The organism is Limisphaera sp. 4302-co (assembly GCF_049537155.1).
Classification (GTDB): domain Bacteria; phylum Verrucomicrobiota; class Verrucomicrobiia; order Limisphaerales; family Limisphaeraceae; genus Limisphaera.
Genome location: NZ_JBMVQZ010000017.1, coordinates 26,049 through 44,677, shown reverse-complemented (window position 1 = coordinate 44,677; position 18,629 = coordinate 26,049). Strand labels below are relative to the sequence as shown.

Sequence of the window (18,629 nt, the reverse complement as noted above, 5' to 3'; positions counted from 1 at the left end):
CCCCGGCCTGTGCGTCTCTTCGCCGTCATCCGCCCCACACCCGGCATGGACGGGAACCCTTCTTCGGGGCACCATGGAAAGCCAGCGCATGCAGGGATGTGTAAACAACCGATGAAAAGCCAACCTGACGACAGCAGTAACACGGCCGCCCCGGCAGGTGCCGTGCCCGTCGCCTCCGCTTCGCACATTGCACCCCGCCGGTCGCCCTGGGTCCGCCTGAAATACCTCACCTACAGCACCCAGCTCTACCCTGCCATGATCGCCGAGGCATCGCCCGATGCGGTGCCCGGCAGCCTGGTCACGGTCTACGACCGCCACGGCCGCGTGTTCGGCACCGGGCTCTATCACCCGCGGGCGCGTGTCCCGCTCCGGATGCTCCGCCACGGCGAAGCCCCTTTCACCGAGGAGGACTTCTTCACCATCCTGGACCGTGCCGTGGAACTGCGACTGGACTGTCTGCACCTGCCGGAGATCTCGGACGCATTTCGCGTGGTTCACTCGGACGGCGACGGTCTCAGCGGACTGGTGGTGGACAAGTTCGCCGACGTCCTCAGCGTGGAGGTGCACAGTCTGGGCGTGTGGCAGCGTCTGCCCCGGTGGCTGCCCCACCTGCATGCCCGGCTCGGCACCCGGCGCGAAGTCGTCAGCGTCAGCGAGCTGGCTGCCCGCGTGGAGGACATCCCCCGACCAACGCCCGATCCGAACCTGCGGCCGGTCCGAATCCGGGAACACGGCGTCGTGTTCGAGGTGGACCTCCTCGAAGGACACAAAACCGGATTCTTCTGCGATCAACGGGAGAATCGTCTCCGCCTGGCCCGCCTGGTCCGGCCCGGCCAGACCGTCCTGGACCTTTGCTGCTACACCGGAGGATTCGCCCTGGCCGCCGCCGTCCTGGCACAGCCGGCGGAAGTCACCGGGGTGGATCTCGATGAAAAGGCCATTGCCCGCGCCCGCCGCAACGCCAATCTCAACCGCGTCCGCGTCCAATGGGTTCACTGCGACGCATTCAGCTACGCCCGGCAAATGCAGCGCAACGGCCGCCGGTGGGACGTGGTGGTGCTCGACCCGCCGAAGTTCGTCTCAAACCGCGGCGAAATGCAGGAGGGCTTGCGCCGGTACGAGGATCTGAACCGTCTGGCGGTGAGCCTGGTCAAGCCCGGCGGCTGGCTGGTCACCTGCTCCTGTTCGGGCCTCGTCACCGAGGAGACGTTCGAAAAGACCGTCGTCCGGGCGGTTCACAAGGAGAATCGCCGACTGCAGATCGTGGACCGGACCGGCGCGGGACCGGATCACCCCGTGCTCTCGAACTGTCCGGAGGGCAGGTACCTGAAGGTCTTGTGGGGCCGCGTCTGGTAGGCTGCATGGCCCTCCCCGACCCCGCACGGCACCTCACTCGTACCGGAGGGCTTGAATCGGATGCAGCCGCGCGGCTTTGAACGCTGGGAACAACCCGGCCAGAATCCCCACCGCGGCACTGAATGACACCGCCACGATGAGCGCCATGGGCGTGATGACCGGCTCGTTGGCAGTCGGCGTGATCCACGACAACACGTGCACGAATCCAAACGAGACCGCCACCCCCAGGGCCGCCCCCAGTAACGCCACGACCAGACTCTCGATCAGCACTTGCAAAAAGATGGCAAAACCGGTGGCACCCACCGCCTTGCAGATGCCGATCTCGCGGATCCGTTCGTTGATGCTGGCCAGCATGATGTTCATGATCCCGATGCCGCCCACCAGCAGGCTGATGGCCGCGATCAACCCGCCGCTCATCCGGGCGTTGCGAATCTGCTGATTGATGTCGTCCACGCGGCTCTCCTGCGTGCCGAACTCGAAATCCTCGATCCCCCGGTGGGTCAACATCAGCACGTTCCGAGCCTGTTGCAGGGCCGGGATGAGTTCCTCGAGATCGGCCACCTTGACGTCCAGCGCCGAGAGACGCGGATCGGGAATGCCGCCCGGGTCCGAGCTGGCCCGGAACCGGAGCCAGGCGGTCTTCAGCGGCATGTACACGGTCCGGTTCTTCCGTTCAAAGGCCCAGTTGCGACGGCCGAACCCCCGGGCACGCTGTGGCCCGGCCGGTTGCACCTGCCCGCGCTTCGCCTCCGCCAGCCGCCGCCGCCGATCCTGTTCGCTCTCGTAATGCTCGAACATCCCCACGATGGTGAACGGCTGGTCGTTGATGAAGATCACCTCGCCAATGGGAATGATCTCGCGCCCCACCTCTTCGGGCGAGCCGAACAGCTCATCCCGAATGGCCGTGCCGATCACGCACACCGGGTTGGCCAGTTCCTCGTCCAGATCGCTGAAGAACCGGCCGTAGGCCACCGTGTGCAGGTTCACCGCCAGCGCGTCCTCCGTGACACCGTAACAATCCCAGGCCCGGGCGGTCCTGCCTCCGCGGCTGATGATCGCGTTGTCCACCCGGATGGCCGGGGCCACGTACCGGATCAACGGCGCCGCTTCCTTCAGCGCGATCGCATCCATCAGCGTCCGACCCGGGGCCTGGTCGGCCAGATGCTCCTGGTGCGGCGGCACGTCCTCCTCCTCCACCTCGATCTTGTCCGCGCCGCCCATGGCAATCAGGGTCTCCTTCATCCCGTTTTCCATTCCCTTGATGATCGCCGCCATCCCCACCAGGCTCGCCACGCCCAGGATGATCCCCAGCATGGTCAGCAGGGACCGCATCTTGTGGGCCCAGACCTCTTTCAATCCCACCACAAAGGACGTCCAGATCGTCATGGCCGTCTGCCTCCGCCTCGCTGCCCGTGCCCGGGCGGGTGGTTCCACAGGCGCCTATTCATATCGCAGGGCCTCGATCGGATTGAGCCGGGCCGCTTTGACGGCCGGATAAATCCCGGCCACGATCCCCACCGCCACGCTGAACGCAAACGCCACGCCCAACGCCAGCGGCGTGATCACCGGTTCGTTGCCCGTCGGCGACAACTGCGCCACCAAATGCACCAGGCCCAGCGCCGCCACCATCCCCAACAGCCCGCCCAACACCGAGATCACCACCGATTCCACCAGGATCTGCACGAAAATGTCGCCGTCCGACGCGCCCACCGATTTCCGGATCCCGATCTCCCGGACCCGCTCCGAAATGCTGGCCAGCATGATGTTCATGATGCCGATACCCCCCACCAGCAGGCTGATCCCGGCAATCAAACCGCCGCTCAACCGGGCGTTCCGCACGAAGGTGTCAATCTGCTCGGCCCATTCCTCCTGGGTCCGGAATTGAAAATCCTCGATCCCCCGATGCGTCAACATCAGTACATTCCGAATCTGCTGAAGGGCCTCCGGCAGAAGATCCACCGACACCACCTTGACCTCCAGACCCGACAACACCGGGTCCGGACGCGTGTTCAACAGGCTTGGATCCCGAAACCATCGCGGACCGAACCCGGAAGTGACCACCATGGTGCGAAACCGCATCCAGACCGTGTTGAGCGGGATGAAAATGGTCGAGTTCTTCAGGCGAAAAGCAAATCCGCCGGGACGCCGGACCCGACCCCGGTCGCGCTGCGGGCCCACCTGCACCTGCGCCTGCCGGGCCTGTTGCTGGCGCTGCAGCTCGCGTTCGCGCCGTTCCTGTTCGCTCTCGTAGTGCTCGAACATCCCGATGATGACGAACGGCACCCCGTTGATGTAGAGCGTCTCACCGATGGGAATGATCTCCCGGCCGGTCTCCTCCGGTGAACCCCACAGTTCGTCCCGCGTGGCCGTGCCAATCACGCAGACGTTCCGGGCCAGCTCGTCGTCCAGCTCGTTGAACATCCGCCCGTGGGCGATGCGGTGTTCCATCATCTCCAGTGCGGCCGGCCGCACCCCCACACACATCCACGGACGGAACGTCTTGCCGTTGGCGGAGACCGTGGCCGGAATCCGCATCTCCGGCGACAACAGCCTCACCAGCGGCGCGCTGCGCTCGAGTGCCTCCACGTCATTCAGGGTGATCCCCACCGCCTGGTCGGCCAGGTGTTGTTGGTCCACCGGCAACTCGGCCGGCTCGATCCGGACCCGGGCCAATCCACCGATGGCAATCAGGGCCTCGCGCGCCCCCCGTTCCATGCCCGTGACCAGGGCGGACATGGCCACCAGGCTGGAGACCCCGAGCACGATCCCCAGCATGGTCAGGAGGGAACGAAACTTGTGCGCCCAGATCTCCCGCAGACCGGCATGCAACGTGGGGACCAACCGGCCCACCCACGACCGGTGCTCCAGCACGTGCGGGTCTGTCCGATCCACCGTCATGACTCGGTATGCAGTCCTGCCAGGCGCAGGTCCGGTTTGGGCGCGATCCTGCCGTCCCGGATCTCGATCCGGCGCGGGGTCACCGACGCAATTTCAGGATCGTGCGTCACCAGTACGATGGTGCGCCCCTCGGCGTTGAGGCTCCGGAACAACTGCAGGATGGTCTCGCCCGTGTGCGTGTCGAGGTTGCCGGTCGGCTCGTCCGCAAAGATGATCCGCGGATTGTTCACCAGCGCACGGGCGATCGCCGCCCGTTGCTGTTGGCCGCCCGACAACTGGCTCGGCCGGTGTTTGGCACGGTTGGCCATGCCCACCGCCTCCAGCGCAGCCATGGCGCGCCGGTGGCGTTCGCGCGCCGGCACGCCGCTGTAAATCATGGGCAGCTCCACATTCTGCAGCACGTTCAACTTGGGTAGCAGGTTGAAAAACTGGAAGACAAAACCGATCTTCTGGTTCCGAATCGCAGCCAGCTGGCGCGCGGAGGCGTTCTGAATCATGATCCCGTCCAGTTTCACCGTCCCGCTGGTCGGCGTGTCCAAGCAACCGAGAATGTGCATGAGCGTGGACTTGCCACTCCCGGACGGGCCAATGACGGAAATGAACTCCCCCTCCTCGATGTCCAGCGACACGTTGTCCAGGGCGCGAATCTCCTCACCACCCAGGTGATAGATCTTCGTCACGTTGCGGAGCTCGACCAACGCCATGGCTCGTCCTTTCTCTAGCCGCTCTGCCGCGCTGCCCCGCCGGCCGGCCGGCCCGCGCCTCCGCCGCCGCCGGCAGGCCGGGCACCACCCGCGGGTGGCCCGCCTCCGGGCGGCCGGCCTCCCCCGCCACGAACCCCGGGCGGCCCGCCCTGGCCCTGCGCACCCGGCCCGGCCAACAATCTCATCCGACGCTCCAATTCTTCCGCCGGCATCTCCAGCATCACCACCTCACCCGGGGAGAGCCCCTGCTGAATCTCCGCGTAAAAAAAATCCGACACCCCAACCTTGACCTCCCGCTTTTCGACCGAACCGTCGGGTAGCTTCACGAAGACGAACCGCTCGTAGCGTCCGGTCTCGGGATTCCGCTCCGTGAACACGGCCGGCAGCGGCACCGCGGTGACGTTTGAAGCGGAGGCCACCGGGATCCGGATGTTGGCGGGCATCCCGGGACGGATGCGCGGATCCACGTTCCGCAGCAGGATGCGCGTCGCAAATCCCTTGATGTTGTTGCGAATGGTGGCCTGCGGGGCGATCCGCTCCACGATGCCCGTCACCACCAGACCGGGCACGGCCTCCACCGTGACCTCCACCTTCTGCCCCACGTGCAGCCGCGGCACGTCCGCCTGGTTCACGTGCGCATTGATCACCAGCGAGCTGAGATCGGCGATGGTCAGCACCTCCGTCCCACCACTGACGCCACCGGAACCCGAAACGGCCTGACCCACCGAGACCGGCCGCGTCAGGACCGTGCAATCGAACGGCGCACGAACCTCGGTCTTGGTCAGGCGCTCCTGCACGACCGCCAGCTCGCTCTCGGCCCGTTCCAGCGAGTTTTTCGCCAGCTCGTACGCCGTGCGGGTGTCGTCGTACAGTTCCTGCGAAATCAACCGCTCCTTCAAAAGCTGCTCGGCCCGGCGCAGATCACGCTCGGCCTTCTCCAGCTCCACCCGCGCACGCTCCACCGCCGTGACCGCCGAAGCGCGCTGGCGTTGCAGCTCGCTGTCGTCCAGCTTGAACAACAGCTCGCCCTTCTTCACAAAGTCGCCAATGTCCACCGGCAGCAGCTCGATCCGCCCGTTGATCTCCGGGCGTACCGAGACCTGCTCGGCCGGCGTGATCTCCCCGGCGGCGTTGACGGCAAAGCTGATGTTGGTCTGGATGACCATCGCCGTCGTGGGCCGCCGGATTTGCCCGGCCGCCGATCCTACATTGCCCTGCTGCCGCCAGATGTAATACCCACCGGCGCCCAGACCAGCGATCAACAGAAGTGTCCAGATGTACTTCATCCCTTCATCTCCGTGCGTCAAAACCTATGCCCTTCCCGCCAGCCTCGCAAAGGGAAAGGGCTCTGCAGCCTCATGCTCCGACGCGGGTCCGCCGCGATCCTTTGGACGGATCCGGCCGTTCGTTTGTTCAAGCTCTTCAATCGCAACGGCCCGAACCGGCCCGCCACTGCCGGTGTTCCTTCATGAGGCAGCGGTTCATCACCACTTTCAACCCGGCGGCCCGGGCCTTTTCGGCGGCTTCGTTGTGTACGATCCCTTCCTGCATCCAGATGGCCCGGTCGCCCCGGGCAATGGCGGCGTCCACGATCGCCGGCACCGCGTCCGGCCGGCGGAAGATGTCCACGATGTCCACCGGCCCCGGCACGTCACGCAGATCGGCAAATGCCGGCCGCCCCAGCACCTCCCGTACGTTCGGATTCACCGGAATGACCTCGTAACCCTGCTGGAGGAGATACTCGGCCACCCGGTGGCTGTCGCGATCCGGCTTGTCCGACAACCCCACCACCGCGATCCGACGGCTGGCAGCCAACAGTTCGCGGATCTCCTCCGGGGGAAGCTGAAACCGCGGAAGTTCACAACCCTGGTCCATGGCACGGATCAGAAGAGGGTTCCGGTCACGGCCGGCCGCCGAAACTGACGTAATCGTCCAGATCGAGCAGATCGAACCAGGTGACGATGTCGGTGCGATGCGGCGCGAGTTTGCGATGGAGCTCGTTGAAAAACGCCCGGCTGTCGGGATTGTCGGGCACTCGTTGTTCCTGCCAGGCCGACCAGGCCAGGATCTCCGGCAGGGAGTGCGGCCGCGCATGGGCCTGGACCCAGGCCAGGATCTCGCCATCGCTCCTGCCGGCCGCCAGCTCCGCTTTCAACGCCTCGGCGTCGAGACCCGTGAAGCTGAGAAACTGCTGGTCCAGCGGGCAGTTGTAGTTGTACTCGCCATTGGTCCCTGCCAACAGGGCGCGTCCCTTGTCCAGCATGCGCGCCAGGATGACATAGCCGCCCAATCGCACGCGAGGACTGCGCGGCGGATGTACCCGCAAATCAGGAGCCTGCCAGTTCATGTCCGAGATGGTTTGCGGCGCGGCGCCCCCTCCCGCCCGCGCCTCTTGGTTTTGGACGTTGCCGGTTCGTTCGACCGCCGGCTCGTCGAGGGGAGACGGCCGCCCGCGGTCGCACCTCACGTTTAGCCCATCCCGGGCCGGCGGTCCAGCAGCCCGCCACTCAGGGTCGCATCAACCGGAAGAACGCGTTCGTCACCCGGGGATCGAACCGGAACAGCACGCGGTTGGTCCTTTCGGAATCCGGCACAGGATGCCAGGGCGTCCCCAACAACGGAGCGTTGGTCTTGGCCTCCAGGCGCCAGCCGAGGTGATCCTCCGGCCACGACAACAGCAGCGCCCCGCCCGACCACCCGAAATCCAGGCTGACCGGCTCCGCCGATGGTGCAGACTCCACCGTCAGCGTCCCTGTCACCTCGTCCAGCTTCCACTCCAGCCCATCAGGCAAGGTCGGAAGCCGAACCTCGTCCCATTGGGCCGTCACCGCCCCGGCCTCCCACAGGAGGAACCGGTCCCCGACCGTCAGATTGCCCGAACGGTTGGTCACGATCAGGATCCCACCTCTCCGGAGGGTCCCCGTCACTCGCAACTGGTCGTTGGTGCCCGCGGCCTTGTCCAGTTCCATCCACAACAAGCTGCCGGGCTGGAGGGTCAGGTCGTTGCTGATGGTCAGCCGCCCCACGCCGCCTCCCGGACCCAGCGCACCGCCCGCCAGCACCGTGACCGGCCCATGTACCGTCCCCAGCCCGCCCAGTGCAGCGCCCGAGGCCACCGTGACCGGTCCGGGTCCGATGGACCCGTGCACCAGCAGCGTCCCGTTGCTCAGGGCGGTGGGACCCGTGTAAGACTGGATGCCCGCCAGGATCAGCGTCCCGTTCCCTCCGCGCAGGATCAGCGAGCAGACACCCTCGTTCGCGGCGTCGCTCAGACTCCCGGTCACGGTGAGCGTCTTCCCCGCAGCCACGTCAATGTAGGCCCCGCTGTGAAACATCAGCCCCGTCGCCGTGACCAGCGAGTCCTCCGTCACGACCAGCCGGCCCCACCCCGGATTGGCCCGTGCCGCCCGGCCAAAGTTCCAAGAACCCCAGCCCGGACTTGGTCCGCCGGCCAGGGTACCCCCATTGAGCGTGACCGCGCCCACATTGACGTCGTGGCCCGGCGCGTCAATCGTCAGCACACCGCCGGCGTTCACCACGATCGGCCGCACCCGTGTGCCGTCCCAACCGAACAGCCCGTTGACACCCGCCCGTAGCGTGCCCCCGGAGTTGACCACGATGCGACTGACCGTGCCGAACGCCCCGCCGTTCGGACTGTTCCCGGGATCCGCGTACAAGACACCCTCGTTCACCGTGACCTGGCCGGTCAGGGTGTTGATCCCGGTCAGGCGCAAGGTGCCGCTGCCGGCCTTCAAGAGCGCCCCGGGACCGGAGATCACGCCGCTGATGGTCTGGTCGGACGAACTCTCGAACACCAAGACGCCGGAATTCTGGATCGGATGCGCCTGGTCCCCGTTGTTGAGTCGACCCGCGCCGCTCACGCGCAGGATCCCGGTTCGGACGATGATCTCGCCCACGTGGGCGTTGTTCGGATGCCTCAGGATCAACGTGCCTGAGTTTTCCTTGATCAGCATGCCGGAGCTCGGGTTGGGGTAGAGCGGCACCGTGACCCGGCTGTTGCCGGCCTGGGGACTGGAGATCGGCACGTCCACGGCCAGGGTGGTGCCCGGGGCCACGTTGAAAATCCCGCCGCTGGGTCCGATGCGGATTCCCCGCGTGGGATCGTCCAACACCAGGTCCACCACATTGTACAGCACGCCGCGATTCAACGTCAGTTGATCCGCTGTGAACACGGGCGGTTGCGCGCCCAGACGCGACTCGCTGTCGATGCGCAACCCGCCGAACCGGCCATCCCCCACGATCACCCGCCCGGCGAATTCGCTGTTGTTGCCCCCCAGCGTCACCGTCTGATCCACCAGCAGAAGGGTGCCGGCCCCTTTCAAATCGGCGTTCAATTGGATCGGCCCGTTGGCAGCCCGCACCATGGCTGCTGGCGACTCAACCGTGATCGCACCCGTCAGCGTCCAGGTGCCCGACCCGGCGTTCAGCAGCTCGCAATCGCCCGCCAGCACCAGATCCCGAATCTGAACGGTGCTGCTGGCCGTGCCCTTCCAGGTCAGACTGCCGCCGTCCAACCGCAGTCGTTGCCCGGCAAACGACCGCGAGATGGCATCAGCCGGCGTACGGAGCCGAAACCGGTGGGTGGAGTAGGTTCGGGTGAACGAAGGTGCCTGCCCGTCGCTCCAGCGCCCCGGAGAATCGAACGATGACATCCCCGCCGGATCATCCGCCGTCAGATAAACCATGGAGGGCTCGAACCCCGGCCCCAACGCATGATGCGCCAGCACCTGGTCCCGGTTCAGAGCCACCCGGCTGATGCGCACCTCCACGTACTCGCACTGGGCCAGCGCGTCGGCGGCATAGGCGGACCGGCCCAGCCACAGATACACCGGTTGCAACGCGCTCAAGGGATAATTCACCGTCAACGAGCCCACCTCGTCGCCGTTGCGGTACCATGTCCAGCGACCCGAGCCCGGTCCGGTGCTGGCGTAAGTGACCGTGTAATGAAACAGCGTGCCCGGCTCCGTGGGCAGATCGCTGTCGCGGGTGACCCGGACGCCCCCGACCACTGACTCGAACCGTTGCACGTTCAGGTCCGTCCCCCGGGCAAACGACAACATCACGTAATGGGCCGTGCCGTTGTGGAAATCGAAGACCCGCGACCAGTTCTGTGCGGAAAGCGGCCGTGCCCAGATCTCGAGCGTCAGGTTGCTCAACCCGGCCAACGCCCCGGCCGGCAGTTGCAAGTAGGCTCCGCCGCTGGTGGGCGACCCACCCGGCAGGCGCAGCCCCGAGCCGGTGAACACCGCCCCGTTCCCCATGACCGTGACCTCGCCGCCGCCCGGCACCTGATTGGTGATTCGAGTGCCGCCCGGGGCTGGACCGGTCCGGCCGTCGAACCGCCACCACTGCACCACCTGGCCCAACTGCGGGGCCGTGACGACGCGGGCGTTCCGATCGGCCACCGCCTGTGCGGAGGAACTGATCAGGTACGCATTGTCCCCGTTGTCCACGGCGGCCCCCAAACAGCTTCCCTCCCCCTGCAACCGCACCCCGTCCAACCACGTGTTCGGATTCGAATAGTACGGCTGCGCGCCGCCCCCGCAGTAGTTGTGGAGCATGACCGTCTTGGGGCTCTCCCGGCCGCCACGATGATCGCATCCGTAGTTGTGACCGCCGGTTTCGTGCGCCACCACCACCGCCCAAAAGTAGGCCGGTGCATAGGCCGCGTAGCGGCCCGGCTGCTGCGCCACGGCAGCGGAGGTTTCGCCCGCCGACGGCGCGCAAATGAATGCCACCAGGTCCGCACCACGCGCGTTCGCCACCGCCGTCACGTCGTCCAGGTTCCCGTCCCCCGGATTCGAAAGCCACCCAACGTACCCGCCGAGGGTCGAGCGCCCGGCCTGACCGATCGTTTTGTGATAGCCGGTGATCCGCAACCGCGCACCCGTGCCGCTCCGGTCGTTGATCGCGTTGGAGGCGGCAACCGCGTTGGCAATCAGCACCCGTGCATTCTCATCCCCACCCACGCTGTCCGCATAACTCTGATCGTAGGCCACCAGCAGGTCCGCCTCGGCCGCACCCCGACCGCACACCATCCCGCCAGCCCACGCCAGCAGCGCCAGCGTCATCACCCGGCCGGACCAGCCACGTCTGCAAAGCCCTTTCATGGGTTCGTACGGATCGGCTCGCCGCACGGCAGCGGTAGATAGGTCTCCGGATCGAAACTCGTCACCCACACCTGGCCCGGTTCACGAGGATGCCCCTGGAGACAGATGCCCGTGTCCGGACTCAACACCGTGAAAGCCTCGCGGCCCCGATAAAACGCCACCGTCACCAACGACCCCGGTTGCCCGGCCACATGCCCGATGACCGCACCGCCTTCACCAGCCGGGTCCCACTCCAACCGATCCACCTCGACCGGCACTTCAGTGCCGTCCAAGCCCGGCAACGTGAGACTCCGCAAAGGTTCACCCCGGGCAAGCGCCCGCTGCGCCAGAACGGCCGTGGTGGGCTCCAGGTACACCAGCTGCCGGCGCAGGATCCTCCCGTTCTCCTCCAGCAGCCGCTCGTACTCGGCCGGATGGCGCGCCAGACGCGCCAGCACGTTCGTGTCGCGTCCATCCACCCCCGCCCAGGCAAACCGGCCGCGCCCCAACGCGGCCGGAAAGGGTCGAGCGCCCGGATTCGTGGAGGCCGGGGAAGGACCGCCGGCAGATCCGGGCGGGGCCGCCTGAGGATCCGGCTGCCCCGCCGCCAGCGTCAGGAGCCGCTCGTTGCCGGGAGGGACGCTCCCCGGATTCGGGCCCGAAGTTCCGTCCAACCACAAAACGCCCCCTGCCAGAACGGCCACCAACGCCAGGAAACCCGTCGTCCACCTCCTTGTCCTCACGCCGCCACCCTTACCTCATCAGGGGGACGCCGGCAAGGCGGCTTCGACCCGGTGTGGTCTGGACAAACGGACCGGTTTCCGGGAGGGCAGGGGCGGGCCGGCACGACACCTTGTGAAGTCCGCAGCCCATGGCGGCTGACCGATTCCCTCCGGGTCTCCGCCCCACCGCCCGTGACACCACGCCCGGCACCGGCCGGATCCGGTCGGTCGAACAGTCAAAAAGGAGGCTTGCCAGCGCCACGGTCCCGGGGTAAGGTGCGCGGCCCTTGAGTTGCGGAAAGGCCTTGAAGTCCTGGGAGTGCCAGGTCGCACGCAACGACCTTGAGAGTTTGCAAATATGGTAAGGATCCGGTTAAAGCGCGTGGGGGCGAAAAACAAGCCCTTTTACCGCATCGTGGTGGCTGACAGCCGCAGCCGGCGCGATGGCAAGTGCCTCGACGAGATCGGCACGTACAACCCCTTGCAGAAAGGGGAGAACGTGACCCTGGATCTCCAGAAGGTGGACCTTTGGCTGAGCCGCGGGGCACAGCCGACCGAGACGGTGGCCAGTTTCATCCGTCGTTTGCGCCGGACGGCCGCCGCGGGCACACAGGCCGCCGCCCAAGCCTGAAAACGGCCCATGGAAGCGTTCTTGGACTATGTGATCAAGGGACTGGTCTCCCGACCCGAAGCGGTCTCGATCCGGTCCATCCGCCGCGGCCACACCGTCGTGTACGAGGTGCGGGTCGACCCGGCGGACATGGGCAAGGTGATCGGCAAGAGCGGCGTGACGATCAGCGCCATCCGGTCGCTGGTCCAGGCCGGCGGAGGCAAACGCGGCCTGCATTGCGCGGTGGAGGTGAGCGAGGCGGGAAGCGAAGGACGTTAGCCGGGCAACCGGCACCCGGGCCGGGAAACGCATGCGGATCGATGTGTTGACGCTCTTCCCGGGGATGTTCACCGGCCCGATGGACGAAAGCATTTTGAAACGGGCCCGGGCGGCGGGGAAGTTGGACCTGCGGATCTACAATCTGCGGGACTTCACCCACGACCGGCATCGCACCGTGGACGATCGCCCCTTCGGCGGGGGACCGGGCATGGTGCTGAAGCCCGAACCGATCTTTGAAGCTGTGGAGACCTTGAAGGCCGAGGGTGATCCGCCGTGGGTCATCCTGCTGTCACCGGCGGGACGGCTCTTCAACCAGGCCATCGCCCGCGAGCTGGCCCGGCGCCCCCGGCTGCTGCTGATCTGCGGCAGTTACGAAGGCGTGGACGAGCGGGTTCGCGAAGCCCTGGCGGACGATGAACTGTCCATTGGCGACTACGTCCTGACCAACGGGGCCCTTCCGGCCATGGTGATCATTGACGCGGTGACGCGGCTGTTGCCCGGCGTGCTGGGCGACGACGAGAGCGCCGCGGACGAATCGTTCAGCCGCGGGTTGCTGGAGTACCCCCAGTACACGCGGCCGGCCGAGTTCCGCGGGATGAAGGTGCCGGAAGTGCTGCTTTCGGGCAATCACGCCGCCATCGCCCAGTGGCGGGCCGAACAGGCCCGGCGCCGCACCGCTGAACGGCGTCCGGACCTGTGGGCGCGCTGGTTGCAGGACCATCCCGGGGAAGCGGCAGGCTCGAAAACGGCGCCATCCGCGCCCAGGCCGGCCACAACCGGGCAGGCGGCGGACTCGGAATGACAGACGGCCCCGGCCACCCGGCACCCCGCCCGTCTCCCAGCCCAGATTTGCGGACGGACGAAGGAGAACGACCATGAACCAGGCATTGTTGGACAAGATCGAGTCGGAACAGTTCCGGAAGGACAAACCGGACTTTGCGGTGGGTGACACCGTCCGGGTCCACACCCGGGTGGTCGAAGGCGACAAGGAACGCATCCAGGTCTTCACCGGCGTGGTGATCGCCCGCCGCGGCCGCGGACTCAACGAGACCTTCACCGTGCGCCGGATCAGTTACGGCGAGGGCGTGGAACGCGTCTTTCCACTTCATTCGCCACGCATCGAGAAGATCGAGGTCGAACGACGCGGCAAGGTGCGCCGCGCCAAGTTGACCTACCTGCGCAAACGGATCGGCCGCAGCGCACTGCTGGTGCCCGAGAAGGAATCCCCGGCCACACAGCCGCGCAAGTCCACGGCAAAGTCCAAGGCGAAGACGCAGGCCGGGGCGGCTGCCGAGGAAAAGCCGGCCGCATCCTGAAACTGGAACGGCACCCAGACCTCACGGCCTCGCGCGGAGGCCGTCGCAAAAATCTCGCACACCGGCAGGGTCCACTTCCACCGCCCTGCCGGCCCTTTTTGTTTACTTGGCCGGGTTGGCCCCGCGATGCCGCAGTGCCACGGCGTACAGGCCGGCGCTTGCCGTGATGTAAAGGGTCTTCCGATCCGGACCGCCAAAACATACATTGGCCGTCCAGCGCTCCGGGACCTCGATCGTCCCCAAATGCCGCCCGTTGCGGTCGAACACCAACACCCCACGGCCCGTCAGGTAAAGATTGCCAGCCTCGTCGAGCGTCATGCCATCCGAACCGGAGCTGCAGAACAGGCGTTTGTTCGCCAGGGACCCGTCGGGCCGGATGTCGTAGGCGTAAGTCTTGCCGGCCCGGATGTCCGCAACATAAAGGGTGCGTCCGTCCGCGCTGCCGATGATGCCGTTGGGCTGTTCGAGGTCGTCGGCCACCCGGGTGAGGGAACGCCCGTCGGCGCTCAACCGGTAAACGTGCTGCCCCGGCTGCGGCGGTTCCTTGTGTTTCCACCAAGGGCGTTGGTAGTAGGGATCGGTAAAGTAGAGATCGCCATGGGGCGCCACCCACACGTCGTTGGGACCGTTGAGAGGTCGGCCTTCATACTGCCAGGCCAGGACCTCCACCTGCCGGGTGGCCGGGTCAATCCTCCACAGTGCATTGGTCTCGTCCGCACAGGCGATGAGCCGCCATTGCCGGTCGAAGCACATGCCGTTGGCACGGCCGGCCGGTTGAAGGAACGTAGTCAACCGGCCCGCTTTCACATCCCATTTGAGGATCCGGTCATTGGGTTGGTCGGTGAAATAGACATTGCCCTCGGCGTCGGCCGTCGGCCCCTCGGTAAACCGGAAGCCGTCCGCCAGCTTGCGAACCTTGGCCCCCGGTGCCAGCACGCTCTCGAGGTCCGACGCCGTTTGGGCCCGTGAGGGTGCCACCCACACGATCAGGAGGAGAAAGACAGCGGTTCTCATGGTCTCAACCACCCAGGGAGGCAGGATCGTTCACGTCACCCTTGTTAAACTCCACGTAGGCCTCGGTCAAGTCGGCCGCGTACAGCACCGCGCCCGCCCTTCCCAGGTTGAGCCGGATGTGCAACTCGAACTCCGGCGGAGCCACGGCACGGCACAGTTCCTGAAAAGGTACCTCCGTGGGGCGTCCCCGGCGGACGCACCACAGAACCTCACGTGAACCCGGTGCGGCATAGCCGATGTCCACCTTTTCCTCCACCACACGCGCCGCACTGTAACCCAGGGCGTCCATGATGCGGCCCCAGTTGGGGTCGCCGCCGTGCCAGCTGGTCTTCACCAGGGCGCTGTTGGCCACCGCGCGGGCGGCGGCGTCGGCCTCGCGCACGTTCCGCGCGCCGAAGACCCGCACGGTCACCACGCGATGAACCCCTTCACCGTCCTGCACGATCATCCGGGCCAGCCTGGCGCAGGCCTCCTGCAGAACCCTCTCAAAAGCATGAAACGCACGACTGCGGGCCGACCATGGCGCGTTTCCGGCCGCTCCGTTGGCCAACAACAGGACGGTGTCGTTGGTGCTCATGTCCCCGTCCACCGTGATGCGGTTGAAGCTGCACGCAACGGCCTCGGTCAGCGCCTCCTGCAATGGCCGCCGATCCACCGCCGCGTCCGTGGTCAAAAAGGCCAGCATGGTGGCGTGCCGGGGCAACGAGGCCGGCCGCCGCCCGGTGGGGCTCATCCCCGGGTGAATCATGCCCGCGCCCTTGGCGATCCCACCCAGCCGGTAAACGCGGCCGTTGTACTCCCACTCGAAAGCCACCTCTTTGGGTCGGGTGTCGCTGGTCATGATGGCCCGGGCCGCCTGCGAAGCAAATTCCCCACCCCGGCCCAGCGCCTGCGCGGCCGCCCGGATGCCGTTGCGCACGTTCTCCATGGGCAGCAGCACGCCGATACGGCCGGTGCTGGCCACCAGCACCTCGCGCGGGTCCAGCCCCAGCGCCCGCGCCGTTTCCGCCGCCATGACGCGCGCGTCTGCCAGCCCCTGCCGGCCCGTGCACGCGTTGGCGTTGCCGGAATTGGCCACCACCGCCTGCGCCACCCCGCGCCGGACCACCTCCCGGCACACCTTCACCGGAGCCGCCACCACTTGGTTGGTCGTGAACATGCCCGCCACGGCCGCAGGACGATCGGAAACGATCAGTGCCAGGTCCGGCTTGGGGCCGCGGTCGGACCCCTTCCCCGTGCCCAGACGTTTGATGTCGCAGAACACACCGGCCGCCCGAAAGCCGAGCGGGGCCGTCACCGAACCTTCGATCTCTCGCATGAGCCTCTCCAACCTCGCGTTTCGACCGGCGGCAGACGACGGGACGCATTTATCACCGGGCGTCCCCCGCGTCATTCGCCCCGCCGGCTTGTCAGAGACCCGCGCAGTTAACGCCAGCGGACCGCGCCGGGGCAAGTCAGCTCTCGGCAGGAACGATCCGCACGGCTTGTGACGCCTCAGGCCGGGCCCGCGGCCCCGGCCGGCTCCATCCGGCACGTCCCGAGCTCGGCCAGCAACCGCTTCTCGGCAGCCGCCCAATCCCCGCCGCACCGGTGTCGCATCGCCGCCAGCCCCACCACGGGCGGATGGGCCCGGCCAGCCCGCATCCGATCCTCGACGTGGGCCAAGGTCTCGAACAACAGACGATTCGCCTCCCCGTAATCCAGCCCCGTCAACTGGGCAATGTACCGCGTGGCACGGTCCACCAGCTTGCCATTCGACGGCACCACCCATGTCATCACATTGCCCATGACCCGGCCCAGCCGGGCCATTACAGCCGTGGACACCGCGTTGAGCATCATTTTGGTGACCACACGAACCGGACCACCCAGCCAGAAACCTTCCCCGACCGTCTCCACGCCGGCCAGGAACGTCGCCGACGGAGCGCCCGCTCCGACACGACGCCACCGGTCCCAGACCTCTGCCGGGGCCATCAACACCAGCCCCGTCGCCGCGCCGCTGGCGCGTGCCTCCTCCAATCGTTGCCGGAGAGAACCCTGGGGCGCCTCCCACAGTGGAAGGTCTTCATCCCCCACCAGCGCCACCGCGGCGTCCCCCGGGCCCGGCGGCCGATCCGCCAGCCCATCCTCGCCAATCCGAAACCGCATCAGCTCCTGCTGCGTGATGCGGCCCAGCGCCTCGCAAACGGCCGGCCAGCGCTCCGGCGGCACGAGCTGCCGGACCTCATCGGCCGACCAGCTGATGCAGCACGGTTCGCGCCTGAAGATCCGGCGCCATGCCGAGGCCGAGTCCGGACACGGGACGAACAGGAAGGCCCACGAATCGGCCGCCTCCACGTCTCCGTGTTTACGAAACGGAGGCAGGCTGAACGTGGGCGTGCGCTCCGCCGTGTCCGTCAAAAGGTCGGCCGCCAGGGAAAACGCATGGTAATTGACCTTCCCTGCGTTTCGGTAAACCTCGCTCTCCAACCGCACCCACTCAGCCAGGGCGGCCAGTGTCGGCCCGGCCAAGAGTTGCTCATGCATCCTCCGCAGCGCCTCCAAGAACCGGCCCGGGATCCGATCCGGAGATCCGCCGGCGTTCTCTCCCCCGACCGCGGGCACGCGCACGCGGCCGCACGTGCGGATCACCCCTTCCAAGACCGTCACCAACACCGCCAGTTCAATGCTGGTGGCCTGCATCCGCGTGGAACCGGTCACGGCCATCGGACCGGTCGTCAGGTTCCACTTCCGGATGCCGGGTTCGTCCAACACCGCGCGGCTGCGGGCCACGTGAGCCCGGAGCACCTCATCAGGATTGTTGTATACGAAAAACGTGTGCGCCCCGGCCCGCAACGCCTCCCACGCCGTGCCAATGACAAATGGTGTCTCCCCACCCTCCGTCACCGCAAAAACCACGTCACCGGCCCGGACACCGCGGTCGCGAAGTTGCCTCGCCCCCATCGCCTCGTGATCCTCGAATCCCTCCACGGAACGCACGAAGGCGTAATCACCGCCGGCCATCACCGGCACCACGCGCTCCTCCCAATCCGCAGCCGTGGCGGCGTCCGTCCACCCTTCCCACGCCGCCTGTTGCCAGAAACCCCGCCACAAAGCCGCCAGAAGGATGCCCAGCCGGCCTGTGGCTCCACAGCCCGTAAAGAAAACCCGCCCTCCGCGATCCAACGCCGCCTGGACCTCGCGCGCCACCTCCGGCATCCGGCCGGATGCCACCTCCGCCGCGTACCGCCGCAACACGTCCTCGTCCACGCGAAACAACATCCGCAACGCCGCGGCCGCATCGGCCCGGGCCACCTCGCCCAATTGCGCCGTCAGCGGATGGGGCTGTTCGGTCGTCAACATGCCCAGGCGAAAGCGATCCGCCTCCGCCAGGAAAGCAGCAGACCGTTCCGCAGCAGAACCTCGATCGCCAGAAGCCATTCGCCCGTTGGATCCCTCCGGGTCGGCTGCCGATCAGCCGCCCGGGTCAGCCAAAGTGGTCCGCCTCGCACGGGCCGGCAAGAACAACTCACTCCATGAGAGGTCCGGCCTCCGACCCGCACCGGACACGACACGTCGCCCTCGGCACCCTCCGGCAAACCGGGGCCGTGCGCCACAGACACCATGCGCGCGCGGGCAGACAC

The 18,629-nt window shown here is 66.9% G+C and carries 16 protein-coding genes; 5 read left to right on the top strand and 11 right to left on the bottom strand.

Annotated features, from left to right (window positions below):
* The first annotated feature begins 111 nt into the window (after positions 1–111).
* Entirely contained in the window at positions 112–1,356 is a 1,245-nt protein-coding gene (locus tag ACPDIX_RS14065; RefSeq protein ID WP_423432436.1) for a class I SAM-dependent rRNA methyltransferase, read from the top strand.
* A 33-nt stretch (positions 1,357–1,389) separates the two neighbouring features.
* Here ACPDIX_RS14065 and ACPDIX_RS14060 read toward each other — a convergent pair whose 3' ends face one another.
* From ACPDIX_RS14060 to ACPDIX_RS14025, 8 genes are all read right to left on the bottom strand, one after another.
* Complete coding sequence (locus ACPDIX_RS14060; RefSeq protein WP_423432435.1) at positions 1,390–2,742, bottom strand: ABC transporter permease; 1,353 nt, start codon at positions 2,740–2,742, stop codon at positions 1,390–1,392.
* Between the two features lie 54 nt (positions 2,743–2,796).
* A complete protein-coding gene (locus ACPDIX_RS14055; protein WP_423432434.1) occupies positions 2,797–4,254 on the bottom strand; it encodes an ABC transporter permease in 1,458 nt (485 codons plus the stop codon).
* Positions 4,251–4,958: an ABC transporter ATP-binding protein gene (locus tag ACPDIX_RS14050; RefSeq protein ID WP_423432433.1), complete on the bottom strand. Its 708-nt coding sequence runs from the start codon at positions 4,956–4,958 to the stop codon at positions 4,251–4,253. The genes ACPDIX_RS14055 and ACPDIX_RS14050 overlap by 4 nt, the downstream gene beginning before the upstream one ends.
* A gap of 14 nt (positions 4,959–4,972) precedes the next feature.
* Positions 4,973–6,244, bottom strand: coding sequence for an efflux RND transporter periplasmic adaptor subunit (locus ACPDIX_RS14045; RefSeq protein WP_423432432.1), 1,272 nt, complete (start codon positions 6,242–6,244; stop codon positions 4,973–4,975).
* Between the two features lie 136 nt (positions 6,245–6,380).
* Positions 6,381–6,833, bottom strand: coding sequence for a CoA-binding protein (locus ACPDIX_RS14040; protein WP_423432431.1), 453 nt, complete (start codon positions 6,831–6,833; stop codon positions 6,381–6,383).
* A gap of 25 nt (positions 6,834–6,858) precedes the next feature.
* Entirely contained in the window at positions 6,859–7,305 is a 447-nt protein-coding gene (locus ACPDIX_RS14035) for a DUF5069 domain-containing protein (RefSeq protein WP_423432430.1), read from the bottom strand.
* Positions 7,306–7,465: 160 nt separating this feature from the next.
* Positions 7,466–11,089 carry a LamG-like jellyroll fold domain-containing protein gene (locus ACPDIX_RS14030; RefSeq protein ID WP_423432429.1) on the bottom strand — a complete coding sequence of 1,208 codons (3,624 nt, stop codon included), beginning with the start codon at positions 11,087–11,089 and terminating at the stop codon, positions 7,466–7,468.
* Positions 11,086–11,811 (bottom strand): hypothetical protein, encoded by a 726-nt coding sequence (locus ACPDIX_RS14025; protein WP_423432428.1) that lies wholly within the window; start codon positions 11,809–11,811, stop codon positions 11,086–11,088. The genes ACPDIX_RS14030 and ACPDIX_RS14025 overlap by 4 nt, the downstream gene beginning before the upstream one ends.
* A gap of 337 nt (positions 11,812–12,148) precedes the next feature.
* Between ACPDIX_RS14025 and rpsP the strand changes: the two genes are divergently transcribed.
* The 4 genes from rpsP to rplS all read left to right on the top strand — a co-directional run bounded on the left by rpsP (position 12,149) and on the right by rplS (position 13,995).
* The gene (gene rpsP / locus ACPDIX_RS14020) at positions 12,149–12,421 is read left to right on the top strand and encodes a 30S ribosomal protein S16 (protein ID WP_423432427.1); all 273 of its coding nucleotides are present in this window, start codon (positions 12,149–12,151) and stop codon (positions 12,419–12,421) included.
* Between the two features lie 9 nt (positions 12,422–12,430).
* A complete protein-coding gene (locus ACPDIX_RS14015) occupies positions 12,431–12,679 on the top strand; it encodes a KH domain-containing protein (RefSeq protein WP_423432426.1) in 249 nt (82 codons plus the stop codon).
* Positions 12,680–12,710: 31 nt separating this feature from the next.
* Positions 12,711–13,481, top strand: a complete 771-nt coding sequence (gene trmD / locus ACPDIX_RS14010) for a tRNA (guanosine(37)-N1)-methyltransferase TrmD (RefSeq protein WP_423432425.1) — start codon at positions 12,711–12,713, stop codon at positions 13,479–13,481.
* Between the two features lie 73 nt (positions 13,482–13,554).
* On the top strand, positions 13,555–13,995 hold the full coding sequence (rplS, locus tag ACPDIX_RS14005) for a 50S ribosomal protein L19 (RefSeq protein WP_423432424.1): 441 nt from the start codon (positions 13,555–13,557) through the stop codon (positions 13,993–13,995).
* Positions 13,996–14,097: 102 nt separating this feature from the next.
* On the opposite strand, the gene ACPDIX_RS14000 is transcribed toward rplS, so the two are convergent.
* The 3 genes from ACPDIX_RS14000 to ACPDIX_RS13990 form a co-directional block, all read right to left on the bottom strand.
* Positions 14,098–15,009, bottom strand: coding sequence for an SMP-30/gluconolactonase/LRE family protein (locus ACPDIX_RS14000; protein WP_423432423.1), 912 nt, complete (start codon positions 15,007–15,009; stop codon positions 14,098–14,100).
* Between the two features lie 4 nt (positions 15,010–15,013).
* Positions 15,014–16,327: a bifunctional glutamate N-acetyltransferase/amino-acid acetyltransferase ArgJ gene (gene argJ / locus ACPDIX_RS13995; protein ID WP_423432422.1), complete on the bottom strand. Its 1,314-nt coding sequence runs from the start codon at positions 16,325–16,327 to the stop codon at positions 15,014–15,016.
* Between the two features lie 176 nt (positions 16,328–16,503).
* Positions 16,504–18,348 (bottom strand): hypothetical protein, encoded by a 1,845-nt coding sequence (locus tag ACPDIX_RS13990; RefSeq protein ID WP_423432421.1) that lies wholly within the window; start codon positions 18,346–18,348, stop codon positions 16,504–16,506.
* Positions 18,349–18,629 lie beyond the last annotated feature (281 nt).